The 26,394-nt window shown below is 69.6% G+C and carries 21 protein-coding genes and 1 riboswitch; of the genes, 4 read left to right on the forward strand and 17 right to left on the reverse strand.

The features are described from left to right. Positions 1 to 3: 3 nt before the first annotated feature. From ACSQ3N_RS17650 to ACSQ3N_RS17710, 13 genes are all read right to left on the reverse strand, one after another. Positions 4 to 735, reverse strand: a complete 732-nt coding sequence (locus ACSQ3N_RS17650) for a vWA domain-containing protein (RefSeq protein ID WP_436146963.1) — start codon at positions 733 to 735, stop codon at positions 4 to 6. Continuing rightward, positions 714 to 1,805 carry an ATP-binding protein gene (locus ACSQ3N_RS17655; protein ID WP_436146964.1) on the reverse strand — a complete coding sequence of 364 codons (1,092 nt, stop codon included), beginning with the start codon at positions 1,803 to 1,805 and terminating at the stop codon, positions 714 to 716. The genes ACSQ3N_RS17650 and ACSQ3N_RS17655 overlap by 22 nt, the downstream gene beginning before the upstream one ends. 170 nt (positions 1,806 to 1,975) lie before the next feature. Continuing rightward, positions 1,976 to 5,791, reverse strand: a complete 3,816-nt coding sequence (cobN, locus tag ACSQ3N_RS17660) for a cobaltochelatase subunit CobN (protein ID WP_436146965.1) — start codon at positions 5,789 to 5,791, stop codon at positions 1,976 to 1,978. A 10-nt stretch (positions 5,792 to 5,801) separates the two neighbouring features. Beyond that, complete coding sequence (gene cobW / locus ACSQ3N_RS17665; protein WP_436146966.1) at positions 5,802 to 6,872, reverse strand: cobalamin biosynthesis protein CobW; 1,071 nt, start codon at positions 6,870 to 6,872, stop codon at positions 5,802 to 5,804. Between the two features lie 43 nt (positions 6,873 to 6,915). Then, positions 6,916 to 7,785, reverse strand: coding sequence for an ABC transporter substrate-binding protein (locus ACSQ3N_RS17670; protein ID WP_436146967.1), 870 nt, complete (start codon positions 7,783 to 7,785; stop codon positions 6,916 to 6,918). Between the two features lie 82 nt (positions 7,786 to 7,867). After that, a complete protein-coding gene (gene cobO, locus ACSQ3N_RS17675) occupies positions 7,868 to 8,437 on the reverse strand; it encodes a cob(I)yrinic acid a,c-diamide adenosyltransferase (RefSeq protein ID WP_056169549.1) in 570 nt (189 codons plus the stop codon). Positions 8,438 to 9,431: 994 nt separating this feature from the next. Next, positions 9,432 to 10,109 (reverse strand): energy-coupling factor ABC transporter permease, encoded by a 678-nt coding sequence (locus ACSQ3N_RS17680; protein WP_436146968.1) that lies wholly within the window; start codon positions 10,107 to 10,109, stop codon positions 9,432 to 9,434. A gap of 55 nt (positions 10,110 to 10,164) precedes the next feature. Further along, positions 10,165 to 10,908, reverse strand: coding sequence for an ABC transporter ATP-binding protein (locus ACSQ3N_RS17685; RefSeq protein WP_436146969.1), 744 nt, complete (start codon positions 10,906 to 10,908; stop codon positions 10,165 to 10,167). Between the two features lie 26 nt (positions 10,909 to 10,934). Further along, entirely contained in the window at positions 10,935 to 11,948 is a 1,014-nt protein-coding gene (locus ACSQ3N_RS17690; protein ID WP_436146970.1) for a FecCD family ABC transporter permease, read from the reverse strand. 20 nt (positions 11,949 to 11,968) lie between these two features. Continuing rightward, positions 11,969 to 12,871, reverse strand: coding sequence for an ABC transporter substrate-binding protein (locus ACSQ3N_RS17695; RefSeq protein WP_056169562.1), 903 nt, complete (start codon positions 12,869 to 12,871; stop codon positions 11,969 to 11,971). Continuing rightward, a complete protein-coding gene (locus tag ACSQ3N_RS17700) occupies positions 12,868 to 13,488 on the reverse strand; it encodes a bifunctional adenosylcobinamide kinase/adenosylcobinamide-phosphate guanylyltransferase (RefSeq protein ID WP_436146971.1) in 621 nt (206 codons plus the stop codon). Before ACSQ3N_RS17700 ends, ACSQ3N_RS17695 begins: the two co-directional genes overlap by 4 nt. Next, positions 13,485 to 14,864: a cobyrinate a,c-diamide synthase gene (locus ACSQ3N_RS17705; protein WP_436146972.1), complete on the reverse strand. Its 1,380-nt coding sequence runs from the start codon at positions 14,862 to 14,864 to the stop codon at positions 13,485 to 13,487. The genes ACSQ3N_RS17700 and ACSQ3N_RS17705 overlap by 4 nt, the downstream gene beginning before the upstream one ends. A 43-nt stretch (positions 14,865 to 14,907) precedes the next feature. Continuing rightward, a complete protein-coding gene (locus ACSQ3N_RS17710; RefSeq protein ID WP_436146973.1) occupies positions 14,908 to 16,812 on the reverse strand; it encodes a TonB-dependent receptor domain-containing protein in 1,905 nt (634 codons plus the stop codon). Between the two features lie 87 nt (positions 16,813 to 16,899). Beyond that, positions 16,900 to 17,134: riboswitch (cobalamin riboswitch) on the reverse strand. A gap of 36 nt (positions 17,135 to 17,170) precedes the next feature. Between ACSQ3N_RS17710 and ACSQ3N_RS17715 the strand changes: the two genes are divergently transcribed. The 3 genes from ACSQ3N_RS17715 (at position 17,171) to ACSQ3N_RS17725 (ending at position 19,022) form a co-directional block, all read left to right on the forward strand. After that, positions 17,171 to 17,395, forward strand: a complete 225-nt coding sequence (locus ACSQ3N_RS17715) for a hypothetical protein (protein ID WP_056169572.1) — start codon at positions 17,171 to 17,173, stop codon at positions 17,393 to 17,395. After that, positions 17,392 to 17,781 (forward strand): cell division protein ZapA, encoded by a 390-nt coding sequence (locus ACSQ3N_RS17720; protein WP_436146974.1) that lies wholly within the window; start codon positions 17,392 to 17,394, stop codon positions 17,779 to 17,781. The genes ACSQ3N_RS17715 and ACSQ3N_RS17720 overlap by 4 nt, the downstream gene beginning before the upstream one ends. Positions 17,782 to 18,206: 425 nt before the next feature. Next, positions 18,207 to 19,022: a sulfite exporter TauE/SafE family protein gene (locus ACSQ3N_RS17725; RefSeq protein WP_056169577.1), complete on the forward strand. Its 816-nt coding sequence runs from the start codon at positions 18,207 to 18,209 to the stop codon at positions 19,020 to 19,022. Between the two features lie 247 nt (positions 19,023 to 19,269). Here ACSQ3N_RS17725 and ACSQ3N_RS17730 read toward each other — a convergent pair whose 3' ends face one another. From ACSQ3N_RS17730 to hemN, 4 genes are all read right to left on the reverse strand, one after another. Further along, a complete protein-coding gene (locus tag ACSQ3N_RS17730) occupies positions 19,270 to 21,714 on the reverse strand; it encodes an EAL domain-containing protein (RefSeq protein ID WP_436146975.1) in 2,445 nt (814 codons plus the stop codon). Further along, positions 21,711 to 23,006, reverse strand: a complete 1,296-nt coding sequence (locus tag ACSQ3N_RS17735) for an HD-GYP domain-containing protein (protein ID WP_436146976.1) — start codon at positions 23,004 to 23,006, stop codon at positions 21,711 to 21,713. Before ACSQ3N_RS17735 ends, ACSQ3N_RS17730 begins: the two co-directional genes overlap by 4 nt. Positions 23,007 to 23,249: 243 nt before the next feature. Next, a complete protein-coding gene (locus ACSQ3N_RS17740; RefSeq protein ID WP_436146977.1) occupies positions 23,250 to 23,972 on the reverse strand; it encodes a sulfite exporter TauE/SafE family protein in 723 nt (240 codons plus the stop codon). Between the two features lie 52 nt (positions 23,973 to 24,024). After that, positions 24,025 to 25,407 carry an oxygen-independent coproporphyrinogen III oxidase gene (hemN, locus tag ACSQ3N_RS17745; protein ID WP_436146978.1) on the reverse strand — a complete coding sequence of 461 codons (1,383 nt, stop codon included), beginning with the start codon at positions 25,405 to 25,407 and terminating at the stop codon, positions 24,025 to 24,027. A 182-nt stretch (positions 25,408 to 25,589) separates the two neighbouring features. On the opposite strand from hemN, the gene fnr reads away from it, so the two are divergent. Continuing rightward, positions 25,590 to 26,312: a fumarate/nitrate reduction transcriptional regulator Fnr gene (fnr, locus tag ACSQ3N_RS17750; RefSeq protein WP_056169593.1), complete on the forward strand. Its 723-nt coding sequence runs from the start codon at positions 25,590 to 25,592 to the stop codon at positions 26,310 to 26,312. Positions 26,313 to 26,394: the final 82 nt, after the last annotated feature.

Consider the following 26,394-nt stretch of genomic DNA (forward strand, 5'->3'; position numbering starts at 1 on the left):
GATCTAGGAAGAAAGGGGATCAGGCAGGCGGTGCTCGGCCTGCCAGCGTGCGGCCCAGGCTGCGCAGCGGCCCACGGGGCGCAGCGGGTCGTCGAAATCCACGACCACGACGTGCGCGGCAGCGCCCGGCGCGGCGGGCTGCTCGAGCGTGCGGCCGTCGGTCAGCAGCCACAGGCACGAGGGTGCGCCCGCGCCCCGCTGGCGGCGCGCCGTGCGCAGCAGCCGGTCGGCCTCGGCCAGGCCCGCCGCCAGCGGCGTGCCGCCACCGCCGCCCAGCGGGCGCACGCGGGCCGTGCCAGCCGTGCGCGCGGGGCCCGGGGCCAGCAGCAGCTCCACCCCCTGGCCGCCAAAACACAGCAGCGCCACATGGTCGCCGGCGCGCGCGGCCTGCTCGATCAGGCGCGCGGCATAGCCCTTGGCCCAGGCCAGGCGCCCGCCCTGGCGCATGGAGCCCGAGGTGTCGAGCACGATCAGGTGCAGGCAGGGCTGCACGGCGCTGGTGGGACGGCGGCGCAGGTGCTCAGGCTGCAGGCGCGCGGGGCCCTTGGCCACCAACGTGCGCAGCCAGTCGACGCTGGCGCCTTCCGGGTCAGCGGGCCGGGCCACGGCCTGCGGCGTGCGCAGCCAGGCATTGCGGGGGGCTTGCCACCGCCAGCCTGCGCTTGCCTTGCTTGTTGCCTGGTTGGCAGCGGACAGGCGCGGGCCGGGGTGGCTCAGGCTTTTTTTGGTGGCCATGCTCCGGTGCTTCGCACACGCGCCATGGTTTGGGGTTCGGGCGGCAGCGCGCCCCAGTCGCCCTCGGGAGCATCCTGGGCAGAGCCCGCGGCCTGCCCGCTGGCGGGCGAGGGTCTTGACGGTGACGGTGACGGCGATGAAAGCGAAGGAGGCTGTGTGGCGCCCGAGGGCGGTGCCGTGCCGGCTGCGCCTGCCGGGTTCTCACCGCGGCGGTGCGCCAGCGCCAGTTCGGCCACGGCGTCCACATGCTCCACGCGCACGCTGGACTGCTGCTCCAGCGCTGCCAGGGCCCGTGCGGCACGCAGCATCACCAGGTCGGCACGGATGCCGTCCACGCCTGCGGCCAGGGCCAGGTTGGCGGCGTGCTGCACCACGGCGTCGGACCACTCCAGGCCCGCCAGCGCGGCACGCGCACGCACGACGGACGCCACCAGAGCAGCCTGTGCAGCGGTATGCCGCGCCACCACGGCCGCCGGGTCGGCCTCGAAAGCCAGTCGCGCCCGCACGATGGCCTGGCGTGTGGCGGCGTCGGCCGGGTTGTGCAGCGCCACCGACAGGCCGAAGCGGTCGAGCAGTTGCGGGCGCAGCTCGCCCTCCTCCGGGTTCATGGTGCCCACCAGCACGAAGCGCGCGGCATGCTGGTGCGACACGCCATCGCGCTCCACCGTGTTCACGCCGCTGGCGGCCACGTCCAGCAGCGAATCCACCAGCGCATCGGGCAGCAGGTTGACCTCGTCCACATACAGCACGCCGCCGTGCGCGCGCGCCACCAGGCCGGGCGCCAGGTGTACCTGGCCGTCGCGCAGCACGTCTTCGATGTTCAGCGTGCCCACCAGTTGCTCCAGGCTGGCGGCCAGGGGCAGCGTGACGAAGGGCGCATCGGGCAACAAGGCCGCCAGCGCGCGCGCCGAGGTCGACTTGGCCGTGCCCCGCGGGCCGGTGATGAGCACGCCGCCCATGCCGGGGTCGATGGCAGCCAACAGCAGCGCGCGCTGCAGGGCTTCGTGGCCGACCAGCGCGGTGAAGGGGAATGTGGTGGTTGGCACCGCGGCCAAAGAGACAGGAGTCATGTCAGTTATCCATAGCTATGTGAGCCGCCCACGGTCCTTGAACCCGGCGCGGCCGAGGCCAGCGGCCCCGCGCAAGGGCCGCCCCGCCGCGCTGGGGGCGTCCCCCTCCCGACTCGCGCAGCGAGACGAGAGAGGGGGAAGGCGCGAAGCGACTCAGGGGGTGTTTCACTTCAGCGTCCTTCGCCCTGAGTTTCTAAGCGGTGTTCGAGCTCCAGCAGGTGCTCTTCGATGCGCTCGCGGTGCTCGCCGGGCTCGGCCCACAGGCCGCGCTGCATGGCTTCGAGCAAACGCTCGCCGATGCTGCGCAGGGCCAGCGGGTTGTGTTGTTGCAGAAAATCGCGCGTGGCGTCGTCGTGCAGGTAGGCGTCGGCCACCAGCGCGTACTGGTGGTCGCCCACCACGCCGGTGGTCGCGTCGAAGGCGAACAGGTAGTCCACCGTGGCTGCGATCTCGAAAGCGCCCTTGTAGCCATGGCGCTTCACGCCGTCGATCCACTTGGGGTTGACGGCGCGGGCACGCACCACGCGGGCGACTTCTTCACTCAGCGTGCGGATGCGCGGCGCGCCGGGCGTGCTGAAGTCGCCGTGGTACAGCGCGGCCGGCGCGCCGGCCAGGTGCTGCACGGCCGCGGCCATGCCGCCCTGGAACTGGTAGTAGTCGTCCGAGTCGAGGATGTCGTGCTCGCGGTTGTCCTGGTTGTGCAGCACCGCGTCCACCGCAGCCAGGCGCTGCTCGAAGGCGGCGCGCGCGGCCTCGCCGTGGCCGCCCTGCCCGTAGGCGAAGGCGCCCGCGCGCAGGTAGGCCTGGGCCAGGTCGTCCGACGTGCTCCAGCGGCCGCTGGCCATGATCTCTTGCAGCCCTGCGCCGTAACCGCCGGGGCGCGGGCCGAACACGCGCCAGGTGGCGCGGCGCTCGGCGTCGTCGGCGGCCATGCCCTGGGCCTGGGCCTCGGCGGCCTCGCGCTGCACGCGCACGCGGATAGGGTTCACGTCGTCGGGCTCATCGTCTGCGGAAATGGCGGCCACCGCGCGCACGGCGGTGTCGAACAAATCGATCACGCCCGGGAAGGCATCGCGAAAGAAGCCCGACACGCGCAGCGTCACGTCGATGCGCGGGCGGTTGCGGATCGCCATGGGCAGCACTTCGATGTCCACCACGCGGCTGCTGCCGGGCGCCCATCGGGGCCGCACGCCCAGCAACGCAAAGGCCTGCCCGATGTCCTCGCCCCCCGTGCGCATGGTGCTGGTGCCCCAGACCGACAGGCCCACCGCGGTGGGAAAGCTGCCGTGGTCCTGCAAATGCCGCTCCACCACGCGGTCGGCCGCCAGCGCGCCCATGCCATAGGCCGTGGGCGTGGGCACGGCGCGCGTGTCCACCGAGTAGAAGTTGCGCCCCGTGGGCAGCACGTCGGGCCGGCCGCGCGAAGGCGCGCCGCTGGGGCCGGGCGGCACGAACCTGCCCGCCAGGCCGCGCAGCAATTGGCCCATCTCGTTGGGGCCGCAGGCATCCAGCCGAGGGGCCAGCACCGTGCGCATGCGCGCTAAAACCGCGGCGCTGTGCGGCCACTGCGCGGCGTCCATGGGCAGGCCCACGATGTGCCCTGCATCGTCCACCGCCAGGTGCTGCTGCACGCACTGCACGGCCAGCTTTTCGAGCCGCTCGCGCGTGTGGCCCACGTGGCGCCAGGGCTCGTCGCCCAGGGCCTGCAGCGCCGCGGGGCGCGGGCCGGTCCACGGTGCGGCCCACTCGGGGTTCAGCGGGTCGAAATCGCCCAGTTCCAGGTCACGGGCCAGCGCCACCAGCAGGCTGCCCTGCCCTGGCGCCGAGCCGCCCGGAAAGCGCGCCAGCGCCACCAGCGTGTCGGTGCGCTGGCGGTCCCGCGGCGAGCGGCCCAGGATGTGCAGGCCGTCGCGGATCTGCGACTCCTTGATCTCGCACAGGTAGGCGTCGAGCCGGCCGAGCAGCGCCTCGCGCTGCGCATCGTCGGCCGGCGGGGCAAAGCCCAGTTCCTGGTGCAGGCCGTTCTTCAGCACCTGGTCGAGGATGCTCTGGCGCAGCAGCTTGGCGCGCCGCGGGTCGAGCGACAGCGCCTCGTAGTACTCGTCCATGGAGCGTTCGAGCTGCTGCAGCGGGCCGTAGGTCTCGGCGCGCGTGAGCGCGGGCATCAGGTGGTCGATGATGACCGCCTGCGTGCGGCGCTTGGCCTGGCTGCCCTCGCCCGGGTCGTTGACGATGAACGGGTACAGGTGCGGCAGCGGGCCCAGGATGGCATCGGGCCAGCACGCGGCGCCCAGCGCCACGCTCTTGCCCGGCAGCCATTCGAGGTTGCCGTGCTTGCCCACGTGGACCACCGCGTCCACCGCGAACGCGCGGCGCAGCCAGAAGTAGAAGGCCAGGTAGCCGTGCGTGGGCACCAGGTCGGCATCGTGGTACGTGGCCACCAGGTCCAGGTCGCGCCCCCGAGCGGGCTGGATGCCCACGAAGACGTTGCCCAGGCGAACACCGGGCACCATGAAGCGCCCGCTGCGCACGATGGGGTCTGCGCCGGGCTGGCCCCACAGGGCGTTGACCGCGTCCTGGCTGGCCTGCGGCAGCGCGCCCAAGTCGGCCAGGTAGTCGGCCATGGCCAGGCTCTGGCCCGCGGGGCGGTCGGCGTTGGCGTCGAGGTTGTTGGTCACGCCCGCCACCAGCTGCGCGATCAGCGCATCGCCGCCCTCGGGCAGATCGCCCGTGGTGTAGCCCGCGTCGCGCAGCGCTTGCAAAATCAGCACGGTGGAGGCCGGTGTATCGAGGCCCACGCCGTTGGCCAGGCGCGCATCGTCGTTGGGGTAGTTGGCCAGGATGAGCGCCACGCGCTTGTCGACCTGCGGCTTGCTGCGCAGCACGCACCAGCGGCGCGCGAGTTCGGCCACGAAGGCGATGCGCTCGGGCTCGGGCTGGTAGCGCACCACATCGACCTCGGTGCGCTCGCAGCGCCAGGCCAGGCCCTTGAAGCTGATGGCGCGCGCGCCGATGCGCCCGTCCACCTCGGGCAGCACCACCTGCATGGCCAGGTCGCGCGGCGCCAGGCCATGCGGGTCGTCCTGCCATTGCTCCAGCGAGCAGCCGGCGGTGATGACCTGCAGCACCGGCGCATCGCCCGCCAGGGTGATGGCCTGCGCGTCGTCATCGTCACTGCCGTCGATGGAGGCCACGGCAAAGCTCGTGGCGTTGAGCACGATGCCCACGCCCTGCGCGGCGGCCATGGCCTGCAGCGCGGCCAGGCTCTCGGGGTTCTTGAGCGAGTCCACGCCCACGGCCAGGGTGTTGAGCCCCACGTCTGCCAGCGCCGCATGCACCGCATCGAACACCGCCGTGTTGCCCGACTGAATGTGCGCGCGGTAGAACACCAGCATCGCCACCGGCGCGTCGGGAATCCACGGCGCTGCGGCGGCCGGGGTGTAGGCCATCACCGGCGGCAGCGCCCGGGGTGGCGCCGGGCGCGGGCCGATGCCGAAGGCCGCATGGCCGATGAGCGCAAAGAACGCCAGCGCGTTGTCGCGCCCACCCTCGCGCAGGCAGCGCCAAAGCTGGTGGCAGTCCTCGGGGCTGGCGGTACTGCGCATCAGAAGCTGCGGGTCTTCGATGTTGTCGCCCGAGAACAGGGCCAGCCACTGGCGGTGCTTGCCGGCCAGCGACATCGCTTGCTCCACCACATAGGCCCAGTCGCTGGGGCTGCCCAGGTGGTCGATGACGATCACGCGTGCATGGCGCAGCACGTCGTCCACGTACATGTCGGTGGACGCGGGCTGGCGCAGCCACATCAGGTTGGCCAGGCGCACGCTGGGGAATCCATCGCCCAGGCTGGCCGCCGCATCGGACAGCAGCGACAGCGTGGTGTCGGCCGCGCTCAGGATGACGATGTCGCCGGGCGTCTGCTCCACGCGCACCAGGCCCTGGCCCCCGTCCTCGACGTAGCCACCCGGGCGTGTGGAAAGCAGATGCATGGGTGTCGCCTCAGACGGTGGTGGCAGCGGGTTCGGCCAGTGCCGATTGCAGTTCGGCCTGCAGGGCCGCAGCGTCCAGGTGGTCGCCGATCACGACCAGGCGCGTAGCGCGCGCATCGCCTGCGCGCCAAGCGCGGTCGAAGTGGCTGTCGAAGCGCTGGCCCACGCCTTGCACCACCAGGCGCATGGCCGCGCCCGGCAGGGCCACGAAGCCCTTGATGCGGTAGATCTCGTGGCGCTGCACCAGGGCGACCAAGGCCTCCACCAGGCGGGCGCGGTCGGTCACGTCGAGCGTGACGTGCACCGACTCGAACTCGTCGTGGTCGTGGTCTTCTTCCTCGTCGTGGTGGGTCTTGCGCGCGTCGATCACGTCTTCCACCGCGTGGCCCAGGCCCAGCAGCACGCTGGGGTCGATGCGGCCGTGCTGGGCGTGCACGAACTTCACGCCCGGCTGGGTCTCGCCGCGCACGATGGCTTCGACACGGGCCAGGGCGTCGGCGTCCAGCCCGTCGGTCTTGTGCAGCACCACCAGGTCGGCGGTGGCCAACTGGTCTTCGAACAGCTCGTGCAGGGGCGATTCGTGGTCCAGGTTGTCGTCGGCACGGCGCTGGGCGTCCACCGCCACCGGGTCATCGGCGAACTGACCGGCAGCCACGGCGGGCGCATCGACCACGGTGATCACCGAGTCCACCGTGAACACGTTGCGCAGCGCGGGCCACTGGAAGGCCTGCACCAGCGGCTTGGGCAGCGCCAGGCCCGAGGTCTCGATGACAAGGTGGTCGATCTGGTCGCGGCGCGCGGCCAGTTGCTCCATCACGGGCGCGAACTCTTCCTGCACGGTGCAGCACAGGCAGCCGTTGGCCAGCTCGAACAGCTGGCCGTTCTCCACCCCGTTCTCGTCGCAGCCGATGCCGCAGCTGCGCAGCAGCTCGCCGTCGATACCGAGCTCGCCGAACTCGTTGACGATGACAGCGATGCGCTTGCCCTGCGCGTGGGTCAGCAGGTGGCGCAGCAGCGTGGTCTTGCCGCTGCCCAGAAAGCCGGTGACGATGGTGGCGGGGATCTTGTGGACTTGTTGCATGGAGGTCTCCAGTCAGAAAATGGTGGGAGTCAGGATGTGTGGATCAACGCAAGGCTTGCGGCAACCCTGAAAGGCAATCGACCAGCATGTGCGCCGCCTCGCCCAGGCGCGGGCCGGGGCGTGAGAGCAGGTCCATGCGGTCGGTGTCGAGCTGGCAGACCTGGTGCTGGCGCAGCGCTCTCATGCCCGACCAGCCGGGCCGCTCCGCCAGGTTCATGAGCGAGGCGGCCGGGCCGATGACAAGGTCGGGCGCGCCGCGCACCACCATCTCGGCGTTGACGCGCGGGAACAGCCCCAGGTCGCCGGGCACGATGTTGACCAGGCCCAGCCGGGCGATGGTCTCACCGATGAAGCTGGCCGCGCTGGCCGCAGTCGGCCCCACGCCCACCTCGACATACACGCTGCGCCCGCGCAGGTGGGCCGGCATGCGGCGCGCGGCAGCGTCCAGTTCGCGGTCGATGCGTGCCACCAGCTCAGCCGCGCGGGCCGATTCGCCGAGCGACTGGCCCACGCTGAGCAGCATGCGCTGGAGGTCGGCATGGGTGCGCGCATCGAACACCTGCACGGGTACGCCCAGGGCCGACAGCCGCTCCCCTGCCCTGCTGCGTGGACCGAGCAGCACCATGTCGGGCCGCAGGGCCACGATGCGTTCGATCTGCGCGTCCTGCAGGCCGCCGACCTTGGGCAGTTTGGCGACCGTGCCGGGCCAGCTGGAATAGCGGTCGGTACCGACCAGCTCGGCGCAGTGGCCGAGGGCGCAGACGGTCTCGGTGAGCGAGGGGGACAGGGTGATGATGCGGTGTTGTTGTGGCTGCTGCTGTTGTGCCTGGGCTGATGCCACGGCGAAACCGCCCAGCAGGCCGAGCACCGCCAGTGCCGGCACGGTGGGGTGCAGCAGGCGGGTGCGGGTCATGGGCAGGGGTATCGGCATGGGTGCGTGCACGGCGTTCGGCATCAAATCAGATGAGATCAGATCAAATCAGATCAATGCTTCATCAGTCCTCGATGCCGCGCTGGGCGGGCACGCCGGCTTTGAAGTGGTGCTTGATGAGGGTCATCTCGGTGACGGTGTCGGCCAGCTCGATCAGCTCGGCCGGTGCGTTGCGGCCGGTGAGCACGACGTGCACGTGCGACGGGCGTTCGCGCAGGCAGGTGAGGATGGATTCGAGCGGGATCCAGCCGTAGCGCAGGGGGTACATGATCTCGTCGAGCACGACCATGAAGTGCGCGCCTGCGCGGATGGTGGTTTCGGCCTTGGCCCAGCCGTCGAGCGCGAGTTGCGCGGAGTGGTCGAGGTCGCGGCTCTTCCAGCTGAAGCCGTCGCCCAGGCCTTCGATGGGGACGCCGAGTTGCTCGAACAGGCGGTGTTCGCCGAAGCGGGCGGTGGGGACCTTCATGAACTGGTAGACCTTGATGGTCTTGCCACGGCCGTGGGCGCGCAGGGCGAGGCCGAAGGCGGCTGTGCTTTTGCCTTTGCCGGTGCCGGTGTGGACCAGGATCAGGCCTCTGCGTTCGCCTTGGGGTTTGGGGGTGTCGCGGAGGATAGGGGGGGATTCGATTTGCATGGTTTCGATTCAGGCTCTATTTCGTCCGTGTGGCGATGGCGACTTCTGCTTCTTTGCAGAGGGCGGAGGCCGGGGTGTGCGCCCGGCGGCGCAGTAACTTTCTCTTGCGTCGCCAAGAGAAAGTCACCAAAGAGAAGGCGACCCCCAGTCTGCGTCCCCCGTTCGCCCTGGCGGGCGAACGGGGGCAACCTGCGATGCTCGGGCCGGGGGTGGCGTCGCAGAACTCGCTGCGCGGGGCCGTTGGCCCCGCTCCGCTCAAACATCTGCGACGAGCTAGATCACGAAGCGTGTGTGTCCTGCGGCACACACGCCCACCCCCGGCCCTGCGCTTCTCGGCGCAGCCAGCAGGGGGTGAATACCACCCGGCTGCTGCCTGGGCAGCGGCGCCGGGGGTGGGGGACGCGCTGCGCGCTGCCCACGACACTGGCGCAATCGCTCTGCTTAGATCAAAGCGTCGCGAGGTCGCCAAGGCAGAGGGAAACAATAGTTCATCTTCAGACAACTCCCTGCCACTACTCCAACGTAGGTGACGCATCAGATAGCGATGCTTGGTTGCCGCATTGCGCGCTGCCCACAACACCGGCGCGGCCGCTCTGCTCAGGCCGAAGCGCAGCGAGGCAACCCGGGCCGAGCGAAGCAATGGCCCGTGTGGAGCCCGCTCCCCACCCCTGCTGGCTGCGCCGAGAAGCGCAGGGCGTGGGGTGGGTGCGTGTGCCGCAGGACACACGCACTTCGTGATCTGACTCGTCGCAGTTGTTTGAGCGTAGTTTGGCCTGCGGCCAAACGCAGCGAGTTCTGCGACGCCACCCCACGACCGAGCATCGCAGGTTGCCCCCTTCGCCCAACGGGCGATGGGGGTCGCAGACTGGGGGTCGCTTTTTCTTTGCCTTCTTTCTTTTGGCGACGCAAAAGAAAGAAGGTGCGCCGCCGGGCGCACATCCCGGCCTCCGCACTTGATACACCAACCGAAGCAACAACGAGTCACGATCACAAATCAAACAGCCTGATGCAACCGACGCTCAACGAACGCAGAGCCCTCGAAACGACGCAAAGCCTTGGCCCCCGCCAACACACCCAGATCCACCAGCGGCTCCAACAACACCACCATCATGTAAGCAGCACCAAAAGTACCAATGCTCTCCAGATTCGCAGACCCAACCCCCGCACCATAAATAGCCCAGAACGCCACCCAGGCCACGATCCCCCCCTGGTAAGCCACCGACAACTTGAACGTCTGCGCATACGTCATGTCCACATACGCCATGCTCTCCGGCACGATGCGCTTGGCAATCGCAGCAGTGGCAAACAACGGCACCAGCAACGTCGTCACATTCATCCCGTACTGCGGCAAATCCTGCTGCGCAAAAAACACGCTCTGGATCAACAACCCCGCCGCCAACCCAATGCACGCAGGCGCAGCCCCAAACAGCAACAACAAGGTCGTGCCTAGAATCAAATGCACCTCCGACACCCCCACCGGGTGGTGCGGCAGCAGCTCGAAGAACGCAAACACCAGCGCCGTGGTGAACACCGAGCGCAACAGCAAAGCCACCACGCCCTCCTGCTTCACCATGTCCACCGCCAGCGTGCCCGCATACAGCAGCGCCGTGGCCCCCGTCGCGTAGCTCAGGAAGATCTTGGTGGTATCCACCAGCCCGGGTTCGATGTGCATGTCACGACTCCTTGGTTGAAACAAAAACAAAACAAAAGCCAAACAGAAAAAATCATCAGCGCGGCAACGCCACCCACTGCCCCAGCAGCGCGTGCACCGCGATGCGGTCGTCAAACACCGCCTCCAGCGCGCGGTGCGTGGCGGGCTCATCACAGCCACCCTGATGCGTGACGCGGCCCTTGGCCATCACCACCAGCTCATCGGCCTGCAGCGCCAGCGACACCTCATGCAGCACGCTGACCACTGTGGCGCCGCCGGCCACCAGGGCGCGCACCGTGTGCAGCCAGTCCGTCTGGTGCGGCGGGTCCAGGTTGGCCAGGGGTTCGTCCATCAGCAGCACCTGCGCCTGCACCGCCAGCGCACGCGCCAGCAGCACACGCTGGCGCTCGCCGCCCGACAGCTGCGACAAGGGGCGGTCGCGCCAGTCCCAGGCCTGCGTGGTGCGCAGCGCCTGCTCCACGGCGGCGTGGTCGGCGGGCGATGGTGGGGCCAGCCAGGGCTGGTGCGGCAGGCGGCCCAGCATGGCCACGTCGTAACTCGTGAGGTCGTCGGCCGAGCCTTCGTTCTGGCCCAGCCAGGACAGCGTTCGCGCCCGCTCTCGCGCCGGCACCTGGGTGAGCGGGCGGCCGAGCAGCGCCACCTGGCCGTCCACCTGGCCGCGTGGCAGCAGGCCCGCCAGCACCTTGAGCAGGGTGGACTTGCCCGCGCCGTTGGGCCCGACGATGCTGGTCCAGCGGCCCGCGGGCAGGTGCAGGTCGATGCCGTGCAGCACCTCGGCGCCGCCTACGCGCGCGGTCATGCCGTGGACGCTCAATGCCGCGCCCGTCACAGGCTGCCTCCACGTGCGGTGCGCCGGTGCATCAGCCACAGCAGGTAGGTGCCGCCCAGCGCGGCGGTGAGCACACCGACGGGCAGCTCCTGCGGTGCCAGCATCCAGCGCGCGAGGATGTCGGCGGCCAGCAGCAGCACCGCGCCCATGAGGCTGGACAACAGGATGTGCCGCTCGTGCGTCACGCGCACGATGGAGCGCACCAGGTGCGGTGCGGCCAGGCCGACAAAGGCGATCAGCCCGGTCTGCGCCACGGCCGTGCCGGTGGCCAGCGCCATCGCGGCCACCAGGCCGGCGCGCATGGGGCCGAGCGGCAGGCCCAGGCTGGCGGCGGTGGACTCGCCCAAGGTCAGGCCGTCGAGCGCGCGCGCCAGCACCCAGGCCAGCAGTGCGCACAGGGCCCAGGCGGCCAGCATCAGGGTGCAGGCGATCCAGCCGACGAAGGCCGTGCTGCCCAGGATGAAGGCCTGCATGGCCTGCAGGATGTCGGGCGAGGCCAGCTCCACCAGGTCGCGCACGGCCCCCAGCACCACGCCCACGATCACACCAGCCAGCAGCAGCCGCAGCGTGTGCTGCACGCCCTGGGCCAGCACCAGCGTCAGCACCACGGCCCCGGCGGCCCCGACGAAGGCCATGCCGGTGATGCCGATGCGTGCGATCCACTGCGCTGCCACCGGCGACACGCCGAACATCGCCATGGCCACCGCGCCGCCCAGCGCCGCGCCCGAGGCGCTGCCCAGCAGGTACGGGTCGGCCAGCGGGTTGCGGAACAGGCCCTGCGCCACCGCGCCGGCCAGGCCCAGCAGCGCGCCGGCCAGCCAGGCGCCCAGGGTGCGCGGCAGGCGGATGTCCCACACGATCTGGCGCGCCACGGGGTCTTCGCCCATGTGCACCAGACTCTCGAGCCCCGTGCTGCCGACGGCGGTGCCCAGCACCAGCAGCAGCGCGCTGGCCAGACCCAACCACAGCGCGCACCACGCGGCGCGGCGGGCGCCTGCGGCAGTGGGCATGGCCGGGTGGGGGGAAGGCGTCACCGGGCCTTCTCCACAAGGCACCGGGCCATGATGCGGGCGGCCTCGGCCATGCGCGGGCCGGGGCGCACCACCACTTCGGCATCGCCGGGGCCGAACACGCACACGCGGTTTTCGCGCACGGCGCGCATCGTGGACCAGCCGGGGTACGGCACCATGGTCTGCATGCTGCTGTTGCCGATCATCAGCACATCGGGGTTGGCGCGCACCACGTATTCGGGGTTCAGGCGCGGGAAGGGGCCGAGCGATGCGGGCACCACGTTGCGCACGCCCAGGCGCGTGAGCGATTCGCCGATGAAGGACGACTCGCTGGCCGCATACGGGCCGCGGCTCACTTCGAAATACACCCGCAGGTTGCGCGCCTTGGGCGGCAGCGACTGGGCTGCCGCCTGCACGGCGGCGTCGATGGTGCGCCACTGCCGGTCGGAGCCTTGCGCCCGGGGCACGCCCAGCAGGTCGCTGATGGTGCCCAGCACGCGCCGCACGTCGGCATGGGTCTTGGGTTCGAGCTGCACGACGGTGATACCGAGCGCCTGCAGCCGGTCGCTGGCGCGGGAGCTGACGGACATGAGCACCACGTCGGGCTTGAGGGCCGCGATGGCCTCGATGCTGGGGTCCAGGCCACCGCCGACCTTGGGCAGCTTGCCGATCACCGCCTCGGGCCAGTTGGAATAGCGGTCCGTGCCCACGATGCGGTGGCACTGGTCCAGCTCGCACACGCTCTCGGTCAGCGATGGCAGCAGGCTCACGATGCGCTGGGGCGGCTGCGCCAGCGCAATCTCGCGGCCACGGTCGTCCTGGATGCGCACCGACTGCGCACGCGCCAGCCCCGCCATCAGCAGGCACAGCGCGATGAGGATCGCCACCACCCACAGGATGCGGCGCACGGGGGTCGGCTTCATGCGGCGGGCTCCTTCAAGGTGAGGGGCAGGCCCGCGGTCATCAGCGTGACGCGGGGGCACACCTGGGCCACCTGCTGGTTGAGGGCGCCCAGCGCATCGACAAAAGCGCGCACCTCGCGGCCCAGGGGGATGACGCCCAGGCCGATCTCGTTGCCCACCAGGATGACGGGGCCGGGGGATGCAGCGATTGCTCCTAAAAACATAGCTGCTTGCGCTTGCCAGTTGCGCGACAGGGCCTGTTTTTGCTCCAAATTCATGCTCTCGGCGTCCAAGGGCATCGTCCACTGGGTGAGCCACAGCGTGAGGCAGTCCACCACCAGCAGCGTGTGCGCGGTGCTGCGCTGCGCGATGGCGGACGCCACGTCGAGCGGCTCCTCCACCGTCGCGAGGCCCGGCACGCGCTCGGCGCGGTCGCGCTGGTGGCGCGCGATGCGTTCACGCATCTCGTCGTCCCAGGGCTGGCCGGTGGCGATCAGCACCGCGCGGTGGTCGGCGGACTGCGCCAGCCAGTCGCGCGCCAGCAGTTCGGCGCGGCGGGACTTGCCGCTTTTTTGGCCACCCAGGATGAGCTCGGTGATGATGGCGGGAGCAGGGTGCGGTGCGGACATGGCCGTCATGATGCCTGCGCGCCCAGCAATTGGGCCACGGCCTCGGGGCTGGAAGGGAACCAGGCGTGGAAGTAGCTGGCGTGGATGCTGCCGTGGTGGTACAGCGCCTCGCCGGCATCTGCCGCCACGGCCTCGCCGGATCGGGCCGTGCGCGCCACCACCGGCGCAGTGCTGGCGGCAGTGGAATAGTGAAACGTGTGCCCGCGCAGCGTGTGCCGCCCGGCGATGGTCAGGTGCTGCGGCCCCAGCGCCGCCAGGCGCTTGTGCATGGTGACGTGGCCGGGCAGCAGGCCCCAAAGCGGCGCCGTGCTGCCATCGGCCAGCGTGATGGCGTCGAACAACGCCATCATGCCGCCGCATTCGGCCCACAGCGGCTTGCCGGCCGCGACGTGCGCGCGCAGGCTGGCCTGCATGGCGGTGTTGGCGGTGATCTGCGCGGTGTGCAGCTCGGGGTAGCCGCCGGGTAGCCACACCGCGTCGCACTCGGGCACTGCGGCATCGTGCAGCGGCGAGAAATGCACCACGCGCGCACCCAGTTGCGCCAGCGTGTGCAGGTTGGCCTCGTAGATGAAGCAGAACGCCGCATCGCGCGCCACGGCCACCGTGCGGCCTTGCAGCAACGGCGGCGGCACCGCAGGCGGCTGCACGGGGGGCGCAAAGTCCGTCGCCCATCGCTGCAGGTCGGATGCCGTCATCTGCCCCAGCGGTGTCGCGGCCAGGGCATCGGCAGCGGCGTCGAGCCGCTCCAGGCTGTCGGGCAGTTCATGCGCGGCGATCAGGCCCAGGTGGCGCTCGGGCAGCAGCGCGCCGGGCTTGCCGGTGCCCGCGTTGGCTGCCGCTGTGCCGGGCTGCACGCGCATCACCGCGCCCATCCAGTCGGCGTCATCGCGCAGACCCTTGCGCAGCATGTCCGCATGGCGGGCGCTGCCCACGCGGTTGGCCAGCACGCCCGCCCAGCGCAGGCCCGGCCGGTAGTGCTGCAGGCCGAACGCCAGCGCGCCGAAGGTGCCCGCCATGGCCGATGCGTCGATGACGGCCAGCACCGGCAGGCCGAAGCGCTGGACCAGGTCGGCCGCGCTCGGGTCGCCGTCGAACAGGCCCATCACCCCTTCGATCAGGATCAGGTCGGCCTCTTGCGCCGCGGCATGCAGGCGCTGCGCGCAGTCGTGCGCGCCGTTCATCCACAGGTCCAGCTGGTGCACCGGCGCGCCACTGGCCAGGCGGTGCCAGTGGGGGTCCAGAAAATCGGGCCCGCACTTGAAGACCCGCACCCGCCGGCCCTGGCGCGCATGCAGGCGCGCCAGGGCCGCGGTGACGGTGGTCTTGCCCTGGCCTGATGCAGGGGCGGCGATCAATATCGCCGGACAGCGTGCCGGGGTGACCATTCTTCGGGCTTCTCTCTCTGCTCTCTCTCGTTGATGTTTGGGCTTACTGCGGCGCCCACTTCACGCCTACATACGCGGTGCGTCCGGCTGTGGCGTAAGTGCGAGCCAGCTCGTAGTGCTTGTCGCCCACGTTGTCCACGCGCGCCACCAGCGTGAAGTCGCGGGCGATGCGGGTGCTGGCGTACAGGTTGACCAGCGTGTAGCCGCCCAGCACGTTGGTGTTGGCCACCGTGTCGAAGCGGCGGCCCGAGGCCTGCACCTCGGCGCCCACGGTCCAGCCCGCGAGCTGCGTGTCGGCGCCCAGCGTGCCGTGGCGCTTGGCGCGGCGGGCCAGTTGCTTGCCGGTGTCCAGGTCGCGCGGGTCCTGCAGGTCGAGCGAGCCGCGCAGCTGCACGCCGCCGAGCACACCTGCCAGGCGGTACGAGCCTGCAAAGGTCACGCCCTTGTACTCGGCGCGCGCGGTGTTCACGTAGCAGCCGAAGGGCGATGGGCACGGGCCGGGCGCGCCGAAGGAGATCAGGTCCTGCACGCGGTTGCGGTACACGGTGGCCGAGAAGCTGTTGCTGCCCTGCGCCCAGCGCAGGCCCACCTCGGCATTGCGGCTGCTTTCGGGCTTGAGCGAGCCCACGCCGTATTCGCTGAAGCGCTGGTACAGCGTGGGCGCGCGGAACGCCGTGCCCACCGACGCGGTGGCGCGCCACTGCGGCGCAAAGGTATAGCCGTAGGCCAGGCTGCCGGTGCCCTTGCCGCCGAACTCGCTGTCGGAGTCATGGCGCACATTGGCCTGCAGCGTGTGGCCGCCGGCGGTGTAGCCGTAGCCCAGAGCGATGGCGTCCTGCGAGCGCGAGCGGTCGATGGGGGCGTTCTCGAGGTTGTCTTCGCGCCGCTCCAGGGCGGCGGTGACCAGGTGCGCGCCCTGGCGCCATTCGTTCTGGAACAGGTAGCCGCGCAGGTGCGTCTCGCTCAGGTACACCGAGGGCGTGGTTTCGTACTGGTCGCGCGAGTCGGTGACCTGCAGGCGTGTCTTGTATGCGGTGGTCCACTGCGCCTGCCAGGTCAGGCCCAGCGCGTGCAGCTGGTGCTGGTTGCGGTCGTCCTTGCCCAGGCCGTTGTCGTAGCCGCTGTCCAGGTCGTTGGCGAGCAGCGTGGCGTCCAGGCGGTGCGCGGCATTGATCTGCAGGCCCAGGCGCGCGTTGGCCGACGTGCTCTCGTAGCCGTCGCGGTCGGGGTTTTGCGTGGCCACCGTGCGGGCGTTGAAGCCCTTGCTTTTCTCGCGCGCAATGCCGAGCGCGTAGTCGATGGTGCCGGTGGCACCGCTCACGCCGGCTTCAATCTTGGTGGTGCTGTGGCTGCCCACGCCGATGCCCACGTACGGCGCCACACCGTTTTCACCGCGCTTGGTGAAGATCTGGATCACGCCGCCCATGGCGTCCGAGCCGTAGACCGCGCCGGCCGGACCGCGCAGCACTTCGATGCGGTCGATCTGTGCGAGGGGAATGGCCTCCCACGCGGCGCCGCCGGTGGACTGCGAGTCGATGCGCACGCCGTCGATGTACACCGCGGTGAAGCGGGATTCCGCACCGCGCAAAAACACCCCCGTGGTCGTGCCCGGCCCGCCGTTGCGCGAGAACTCGATGCCCGGCACGCGCGCCAGCACATCGGCCAGGCCCGTGGCGCCGCTGGTCTCGATGGTGTCGCGGTCGATCACCGTCACATCGGCCACCAGGTCGGACAGCGGCTGCGGCGTGCGGGTGGCGGTCACCACCGTCTCGCTGAGCGACGGCGCGCGCAGGTTCTGCGCGATCTGCACCGGGCTGCCGGCCTCGCTGTTCGGCGCTTGCTGCGCCTGGGCCTGCGCAGAACAGGCAGCCACAACGGCCATGGCGGCCAGGGCCGGCTGCAGACACAGCGGCGCTGCAATGCGCGCACGAGGGGTACGGATTTTCATGGGGATCATCGTCAACAAACAAAACCCGAGCCGGCCTCCCCGCCAGCAGATGGGTGATACGGCTGCGCTTTGCCCAAAAAAGGCGTGGGCGCAGCCACCGTGTTGGCCGGTATCCGGGCTGGCGGAACGCCCTCCAACGCCTTCCCACACGCTTGTTCAAGGCGCACAGTGGCTTGTGATGGAGAGAGAATCGGGTGATTCGTCCGCTGACCGTTGCGGGGGCAGCGCAGGCTCGGCGTGCCATGCGTGGCACGCCTCCCTGCTTCCCGTTGAACTGCGGCATGTGAACCACACCGCGAGCACCAACCTCGGGATTTTACGGCCGATTACAAACCGCCACCCTACAATCGGGGGCTCTATGGCAACACCATCGACCACCGACCAGATCGCCGAACGCGTTGAACGCCTGCTGCTGCGCCACGCGGAACTGCAGCGCACCAACGCGCTGCTGGCCGACCAGGTGGCAGCCCTCACGCAGGAGCGCGATTCGCTCAAGTCCCGCCTTTCGGCCGCGCGGGCCCGGGTGGACGCCCTGCTGGAGCGCCTGCCCGCCGCAGCCCCTGCCACGAAAGAATCCGAATGAAGCAAATCGAGGTGCAGATCCTGCAGCAAAGCTACCTGCTGACCTGCCCCGAGGGCCACGAAAGCCGCCTGCTGGACGCCGTGGAACGGGTGGACACGGCCATGACCCGCATCCGCGATGCCGGCAAGGTGCGTGCCCGCGAGCGCATCGCCGTGCTGGCAGCCCTGAACCTCGCATTCGAGATCGCCGACCGCGAAGCGGCCGACCTGGCAGCCGCCACCGCCCGGCCCGCGGTGGACACCGCCCCCGCCCAGCCAGCGGCCACTGCCGCGGCGACGACAGCGGCCCCTTCCTCGGCCCCGCTGCCCGCCGCCGACGACCAGCGGCTGCAGTCGCTGGTGCAGCAACTGGACCACGTGCTGGGCGAAGACGGCCGGCTTCTCTGAGCGACGGGGCCCGCCCACCTGCCCTGAATCCGGGCGCTGCCGAAGCTTTGCCGACCCTGCCATCCAGCGCACCGCGCACGGTGCATCGCCTTACGGTCTTTACAAAACCGTCTTTCAGCGCAGTGCCCTGGCAGCGCCTACAATGGACGTGTCTGCGATGCCGCCGGGCTTTATATTTCCTTGAACCAATGCTCATTGAGCTCGGGCTTGGTACATCGTCCGGTGAGCGTGATCATCTCGCGTCAGATGAACCCAACACTTGGCTGCCCTCGCCCACCTGAACCCCCGGTTCAGGATGAGGGTTCGGTGGCAATCGCAGACACCTTATTCCCCATGCCCCTGTCACCCCGCCGCCCGGCTGCACCGCGGCGGCGACAGGGCGCAGGCTTGGCGGCCGTGCCGCCCTCACGCTTTCCTTTTGCGCCATGCTGGACCCTCTTCTGATCGTTGAACTTGGTGTCCTGGGCCTGGCCACGGGCTTTCTCGCGGGCCTGCTGGGCATTGGCGGCGGGATGCTGCTGGTGCCGTTCCTGACCTACATCCTCGGCGCGCGGCAGGTGTCGCCCGATCTGGCGGTGAAGATGGCGATCGCCACCTCCATGGCGACGATCATGTTCACGTCGATCTCGAGCGTGCGCGCCCACCACAAGCGCGGCGCGGTGCGCTGGGACATCGCCCGGCGCCTCGCGCCCGGCATCGTGCTGGGGGGCTTCATCGCCAGCCTGGGCGTGTTCGCGCTGCTCAAGGGCTCGTTCCTGGCCATCTTCTTCGCGCTGTTCGTGAGCTTCTCGGCCACGCAGATGTTCCTGGACAAAAAGCCCGCTCCCACGCGCCAGATGCCCGGCGGCGCGGGCCAGGTGGCTGCGGGCGGGGTGATCGGCTTCCTGTCGGGCCTGGTGGGTGCCGGCGGCGGCTTTGTGAGCGTGCCCTTCATGACCTGGTGCAACGTGCCCATCCACAACGCCGTGGCCACCAGCGCTGCGCTGGGTTTTCCGATCGCGCTGGCCAACGTGGTGGGCTACGCGATCAGCGGCCAGGCTGTGGAAGGCCTGCCCCCCGCATCGCTGGGCTACATCTGGCTGCCGGCCCTGGCCGTGATCGCCACCTGCAGCGTGCTCACCGCCCCGCTGGGCGCCAAGGCAGCGCACAACCTGCCCGTCAAGCAGCTCAAGCGCGTGTTCGCCACGCTGCTGTTCGGGCTGGCGGCTTACATGCTCTGGAAGGGGCTGGCCGCGTCCTGACCGGGGCTGGGCTGGCTGCCGGGCGGCTGCGGGCTACGGCGCAGCAAGAGCGTACCCGCGAGAGCAGGACGCTACCATATTGATAGCTGCTTGCGCTGATCCATCAAGCGGTAGCGGCATTTTTTGCATTGAATCCACCTGCCGGACCAGGCCACAGGACCCGCATGCAACGGCGCAGTGGCACGGCGCACGACACAGCCACCCGCACAGGCCGCCCCGCGCGCACTCTGCGCCCCCACGCCAACGCTCAGATCTGAAGTCCGTCGCGCCGGCCCTGCGCCTTGAGCGGCAGCGGCTTGCCCAGCATGGCGCGAAACTCCGGCGCCGGCAGGCCCGGTGCGCACAGAAACCCCTGGTAATGGTCGCACTGCATCTGCAGCAGCACGGCCTGCTGGGTTTCGGTCTCCACCCCCTCGGCCACCACCTCGATGTGCAGCGCACGGCCCATGCTGATGATGGCGCTCACGATGGCCCGATCGCCGTCGTCGTCGGGCAGGCCGCGCACGAAGGACTGGTCGATCTTGAGTTTGCTGATCGGCAGCTTCTTGAGGTACGCCAGGCTCGAATACCCCGTGCCGAAGTCATCGATGGCCAAGCCGATGCCCAGGCCCGCCAGCACACGCAGGCGCTGCTCCATCTCCAGCGCGTCCTGCAGCAAGATGGTTTCGGTCAGCTCCAGCTCCAGCAGCGTGGGCGGCAGCTGGTGCACGGCCAGCAGGCGCGTGATGCGGTCCACGAAGTCGGGCTGGCGGAACTCCAGCGCCGACACGTTCACCGAGATCACGATGGGCATGCCGCTGTGCATCCACTGCGCGGCCTCGCGCACCGCCTGCTCCATGACCCAGGCGCCCAGCGTCACGATGTAGCCCGACTCCTCGGCCAGCGGAATGAACTGCCCGGGCGACACCGCGCCGAATTCGGGGTCCGTCCAGCGGATCAGCGCCTCGGCCCCGGTGATGCGGCCGGTGGCCATGTTGACCTGCGGCTGGTAGTGCACTGCCATGCGGTCCTGCCCCAGCGCCTGGCGCATCGCGTGCTCCATCTGCATGCGCGACAGCAGGTTGGCGTTCATCTGCGGCTGGTAGAAGCCGTAGCTGCCCCGGCCGCGCTCCTTGACGCGGTACATGGCCGTGTCCGCCTGCTTGATGAGCTCGTCGAGCGTGGTGCCGTCCTGCGGGTACAGCGCCATGCCGATGCTGCACTGGATCGAAAAGCCCATGCCATCGAGCATGAAGGGCTTGAGCATGTCGTCCAGAATGCGGCGGGCCACGCTTTCGGCCACCACCGCGTCGCCGCCATGCAGGTAGATGACGAACTCGTCGCCGCCCAGTCGGCACAGCATGTCCGTCTGGCGCAGGCAGGCCTGCAGACGCTCGGCCACCAGTTGCAGCACCCGGTCGCCGAACGGGTGGCCCAGCGAGTCGTTGATGATCTTGAAACGGTCCAGGTCCAGGAACAATATGGCAAAGCCGGTGTCGCTCTGGCGCGCGCCCTGGATGGCCGTGTCCACGCGCTGCGACAGCAGCAGGCGGTTGGGCAGCCCGGTCAGCACGTCGCTGTAGGCCAGCTCTTCGATGCGCTTTTGTGCCGCGTGCTGCAGCGTCAAGTCGCGCATGAAGCCGATGCTCTGCACCAGCCGGCCCTCGTCGTCGCGCAGCGCCACCCAAGACAGCTGCACCGCGCAGTACGCACCGTTGTCTCGGGGCAGCCACAGCTCGCCCTCCCAGAAGCCGTCGCGCGCCCAGCCTTCCAAGACCTGCTCCATGAAGGCGATATCGGTGCCGCCGCCGAACAGCGAGGCCGCCATGCAGCCTTCGAAGGACTTGGCCGACGGCCCGACCAGGCGCTCGCACCCCGGGTTCATGCGCAGCACGCGGTGCTGGCTGTCGGCGATGAAGATCGCATCCAGGCTGGACTCGAACACGCGGGCCGCCAGGCGCAGGCTGGCCTGGATCTCGGTCTGGCGGGTGATGTCGCGGTACGAGTAGACGCGGCCCACGGGCCGCCCCTGGCTGAACTGCGGCACCGAGCGCAGCTCCAGCACCACGCCGCTTTTCAGCGTGAGGATGTCGGTGCTCTCCTGCATGGGCTCGCGCGCAATGGCGGCCATGCGGTCGTTGTACACCGCAGCGTCGCTCACCTGCGCGGCCATGTGGGCGTAGACCGCGGCATCGTCGCGCTCCAGCAGCAGGTCGCGCGGAATGCCCCACAGCTGCGCCAGGCGCTGGTTGAACGCGCGCACCTGGCCGTGCAGATTGCACACCAGCATGCCGTCGGCGGCGGAGTCGAGCGTGGCGCGCAGCTCGGACAGCAGGGTCTCCAGCTCGCGCTCGGTGGCGGCCTGGATGCTGCGGTCCAGCATGGTCACCATGAAGATGGTGTCGCCGGCCGGGCCATTGGGCACGCGGCTGACCTGGCGGTCCACCGGCACCAGGCTGCCGTCGGCCCGCAGCAGGCTGGTGTGCGAATGGATGCCGTCGGCCACCACATCGGCAGGCTCGCCCCAGAAAGCGACGTCCTGCGGCGTGGACGCCAGGCCGAGCACCGAGGTGCCCACCATGGCCGCCACGGGCGCACCGGCCAGCCGTTCAGCGGCAGCGTTGGCCCGCAGTATCAGCAGGCTGGATTCATCGACCAGCCACACGGCCTCCTGCAAGCCATCGAGCCAGCCGTGGGATTGCACGACCGTCACGCGCCGGCCTCTTCGGGGCCGGGGTTGACCGCTCGCTCAAAAAAGTAGCAGATGCGCTGGCGTGGCGACAGGTAGTCCAGCGCGTCGCGCGGCAACTGCGCCGGCTTGAGGCTGCGGCGAATGCCCAGCTCCGGCACGGTTTCCAGGTCCAGGATCGGCGCTTCTTCCTTGGGGATGCGCGAGTCGTGCACGATGACCTTGGGCCGCAGCGGGCGCGACGAGTTGACCGACGCGACGATGGCATACCGGTCGTTGACCAGCTGCACGATGGACCCCGGCGGGTACACGCCCATCATGCGGATGAAGGCCCCCAGCACGACGGAGTCGAACTTGGACTTGAGCTGCGCGAAGATGACCGACAGCGCCTCGTGCGGCGTGAGTGCATCCACGCCGTTGGCGGGGTTGCACATGCGGTCGTAGCGGTTGACCAGGGCCAGCACCTGGCTGGCGCGCCCGAGGTCCGGGCCCGACAGGCGCAGCGGGAACCCGCTGCCGTCGACCATTTCATGGTGCCGCGCCACGGCGGTGAGCACCGTGTCCGGAAAGCCCATGCGCATGGCGAATGCCACCGACTCCCCCACATGGGTCTCGTAGCGCGAGCGTTCCATCGGGATCATCGACGGCGTGACCTGCCGCAGGTTGGGCGGCAGCTTGAGCTTGCCCATGTCATGGATCAGCGCCGCGACGCCCAGGTCGTGCAGCTCCACGCTCTTCATGCCCAGGGCGCGGCCCAGCAGCAACGAGATGACCATGACGTTGATGGGGTGCAGGGCATTGCGCTCGCCCACGCCCTCGGACAGCAGCCGGATCACCGAGTCGCCGTTTTCCAGCAGCTCGGACACGCAGCCCGACACCAGGGCATCGCCCTTGGTGCGCGCCTGGTCGGGGTGTTCGGACACCACACGCTCCATGGCCTGGTACTGCCGGGTGGCCTCACCAAAGCGCTGGTCGCAGACAGCCAGTGCGCGGTTTTGCGCCTCCAGCAGCGCGCGGCGACGCGGTGCATCAGGGTCGGCCGCAGGGGCATTGCCGGCCGCATCGGCACCGCTGGGTGGTGCAGGCATTTCAGGCACCCGCCAGGCCGCAGGCACCAGCTCGCGCTGGTCGGGGTCGCTCTTTTTGGGAACGTAGCGCACCTCGGTCAGGCCGAGCTCGCGCAAGGTGGCGATCTGCTCCATCGACGCCACGCGAAAGCTGCTGACCGGGAACGGGTGATGCATCCAGCCCACATCGAGCTGGATGTACATGCCGACCCGCAGTTGGCTGATGTCGATGAGGATGGAAGAGTTCACTTCAGGGCGCGCGAAACATGGGGACTTGAATGCCACCGATAGTTACATAGATTATCGCCCTAACCCTGAGTGATCAATCCGTTGCTGCTGCACAGAGGCGACAGGGCAACACTTCATGCCGCAGGTCCTGTCACCGGGTGATTGCCCTGAGTCGGAGGGCGTATCCGATGGTGACCAGTGTGTGCCCAGTGCGTGCCCAGTGCGTGACAAACCGGCGCCGCGCGCTCCTTGGGCGGTGCCCGGCTACCGGCACCAGAGCGACGGCTTGTAGACCAGGTCCATCCAGAGCGCCCAGCCGGCCACCGCGCAGAGCAGGCCGCCGGCCACCCGCGTGCCCCCATTGGCTCGCCAGGTATGGAGCCGCGCCCGGAGCCGGCCCCACGCCCAGGGGCCGGCGGCCAGCCAGAGGCCGCTGCCCACGCCAAAAAGCGCCATGGCCAGCGCCCCTTGCACCGGACCGCCACTGAGCGCGGCCACCAGCAAGGCCGAATACAGCAGCCCGCAGGGCATCAGCGCCCACAGGAAACCCGCCAGCAGCACGCCCCCCGGGGCCTGGACCAGCGGGCGCACACGCGCCCACACCGCCCGGCCCGCCTGCTCCACCCACTGCGGCTGGCGTGCCTGCACCATGAGCATCAGGCCCCAGGCCATCACCGCCACATGCGCCAGGGTCCAGGCGGGGCGCAGCGCCATGGTGTGCTGGGTCAGCCATGCCAGGCTGTCCATGGCCAGGGCCGCGAGGGCGCCTGCCAGGGCATAGCCCGCCAGCCGGCCCGCGTGAAACGCCGCCGTGCGCTGCACCACGCCACCGCGCGGCAACCACCGCACCGGCTGCGCCACGGCACCCGCTGCAGAGCCGCCCCCCTGCCCCACCAGCGCCCCGCAAGGCGCAGAGCACATGGCCAGGCAGTGGGACCCGCCGGCAAGGCCCATGAGCAGGGCGGTCGAAGCTACCGTGAGCAGCATGGTGGGCAAGCGCCTGAAGGCACCCAGTGGGCCCGGGCGGTGCGGCCGGGCATCAGATGATGCGCGAGAACCGCGCCCGGTTGCGGTCTGCCTGCAGATAGCGGTCGAACACCATCGCGATGCCGCGCACGAAGAACCAGCCCATGGCAGTCACTGCGATGCCATCGGGGCGGATCTGCACCAGCCCCTGGCCGGCCATCTCCTCCAGCCGCTCGATCTCGGCCGCGAAGTAGCGCCGAAAGTCGATGAGCCACGCCTGCTCCAGCGGCTCGAACAGCAGCTCGCCCTGGCACATCAGCGCCATGATGACGGCGCGGCGCACCAGGTCGTCGCGGGTCAGCGCCAGGCCGCGCACCACCGGCAGCCGGCCCTGGTCCAGGAAGTCGTAGTACTCGTCCAGCGTCTTCGCGTTCTGGCTGTACGTCGCGCCCACACGGCCGATGGCGGATACCCCGAGGCCAATCAGGTCGCAGTCGGGCTGGGTGCTGTAGCCCTGGAAGTTGCGGTGCAGCCGGCCCTGGCGCTTGGCCACGGCCAGCGCGTCGTCGGGCAGCGCGAAGTGGTCCATGCCCACGTACACGTAGCCTGTGGCCATGAAGGCATCGAGCGAGCGTGACAGCATCGACACCTTGGCGCCGCCCATGGGCAGCTCGGCGGGGACGATGCGGCGCTGCGGCTTGAAGCGCTCGGGCAGGTGTGCGTAGGCATACAGCGCAATGCGGTCGGGCCGCAGTTGCACCACCTGGGCCAGCGTGCGGTCGAACGACTCGGGCGTCTGGCGCGGCAGGCCGTAGATGAGGTCGACGTTGATCGACTCGAAGCCCAGCGCGCGGGCCGATTCGACCAGCGAGAACACCTGCTCCGCGGGCTGGATGCGGTGCACGGCCTTCTGCACCTCGGGGTCGAAGTCCTGCACGCCGAAGCTCAGCCGGTTGAAGCCCAGCTCGGCCAGCACCGCCAGGCGCCTGGCATCCACCGTGCGCGGGTCCACCTCGATCGAATACTCGCCGCCCGGCGCCAGCGTGAAGCTGCGCTTGAGCATGGCCATGAGCTCGCGCAGGCCGTCGTCGGACAGGAACGTGGGCGAGCCCCCGCCCAGGTGCAGCTGGCTCACCACCTGCCCGGTGCCGCAGTGTGCGGTGTGCAGGTCGATCTCGCGGCTCAGGTAGCGCAGATAGACATCGGCGCGGTCATGGTGCTTGGTGATGATCTTGTTGCACGCACAGTAGTAGCACAGCGATTCGCAAAACGGAATGTGCACGTACAGGGACAGCGGCAGCGCCTTGGCCCCGGTGCCTGCGCGGCGCTGCTCCAGCGCAAGCACGTAGTCGTCCTGCCCGAAAGCCTCGACGAAGCGGTCGGCCGTGGGGTAGGAGGTATAGCGGGGCCCTGGCACATCGAAGCGGCGCAGCAGCTCGGGCGAAACAGCAGTCATTGGAAGCATCCTTGCGTACGCTGCCACTGTGCCGTAAGCTGTTCCTCACGTCCTTGATCTACGTCAAGTGATGCCACCAGCCGACCAGCGACAATTTGATGCATGTCAGTCGCCCACCCCCGGTCCGCAGCGAAGCCTCGCCACCACGGGGTGAAACGCCCGAACCCCAACCTGCTGTACCTATGAACCCGCTCACCATGAAAGTCGCCTGCTCCAACTGCAATCTGCGGGAGCTGTGCATGCCTGTCGGCCTGAGCGATGAGCAGTTGCAGCGCATCGACGAGGTCGTGGCCACCCGCCGCAAGGTCAAGCGCGGCACCACGCTGTTCCGCAACGGCGAGACCTTCACCTCGCTGTACGCCATCCGCACCGGCTTCTTCAAGACCTGCGTGGCGACCGAAGACGGCCGCGACCAGGTCACCGGTTTCCAGATGGCCGGGGAGATCATCGGCCTCGACGGCATCGTGAACGACCAGCACACCTGCGATGCCGTGGCGCTGGAAGACGCCGAAGTCTGCGTGATGCCGTTCGACCGCATCGAAGAACTCTCGCGCGAGGTCACGGCGCTGCAGCACCATGTGCACAAGATCATGAGCCGCGAGATCGTGCGCGAGCATGGCGTGATGCTGCTGTTGGGCAGCATGCGCGCCGAAGAGCGGCTGGCCGCATTCCTGCTGAACCTGGTGCAGCGCCTGCACGCACGGGGCTTCTCGCAGTCCGAGCTGGTGCTGCGCATGACGCGCGAAGAGATCGGCAGCTACCTGGGCCTCAAGCTCGAGACCGTGAGCCGCACGTTCTCCAAGTTCGTCGAAGAAGGCATCGTCGAGGTCAAGCAGCGCCATGTGCGCATCCTCGATACCGACGCGCTCAAGCGCATCGTGAACAGCCAGCAAGCCTGCCACTGAGCACCACCACAGGCCAGGACTTCGGCGCCGGCCTCGAGCCGGCGCTGTCGTTTTCAAAACGCCGTTTTCACCACCCGCAGTC

This window comes from Acidovorax sp. LjRoot194, assembly GCF_964253015.1.
Classification (GTDB): Bacteria; Pseudomonadota; Gammaproteobacteria; order Burkholderiales; family Burkholderiaceae_C; genus Acidovorax.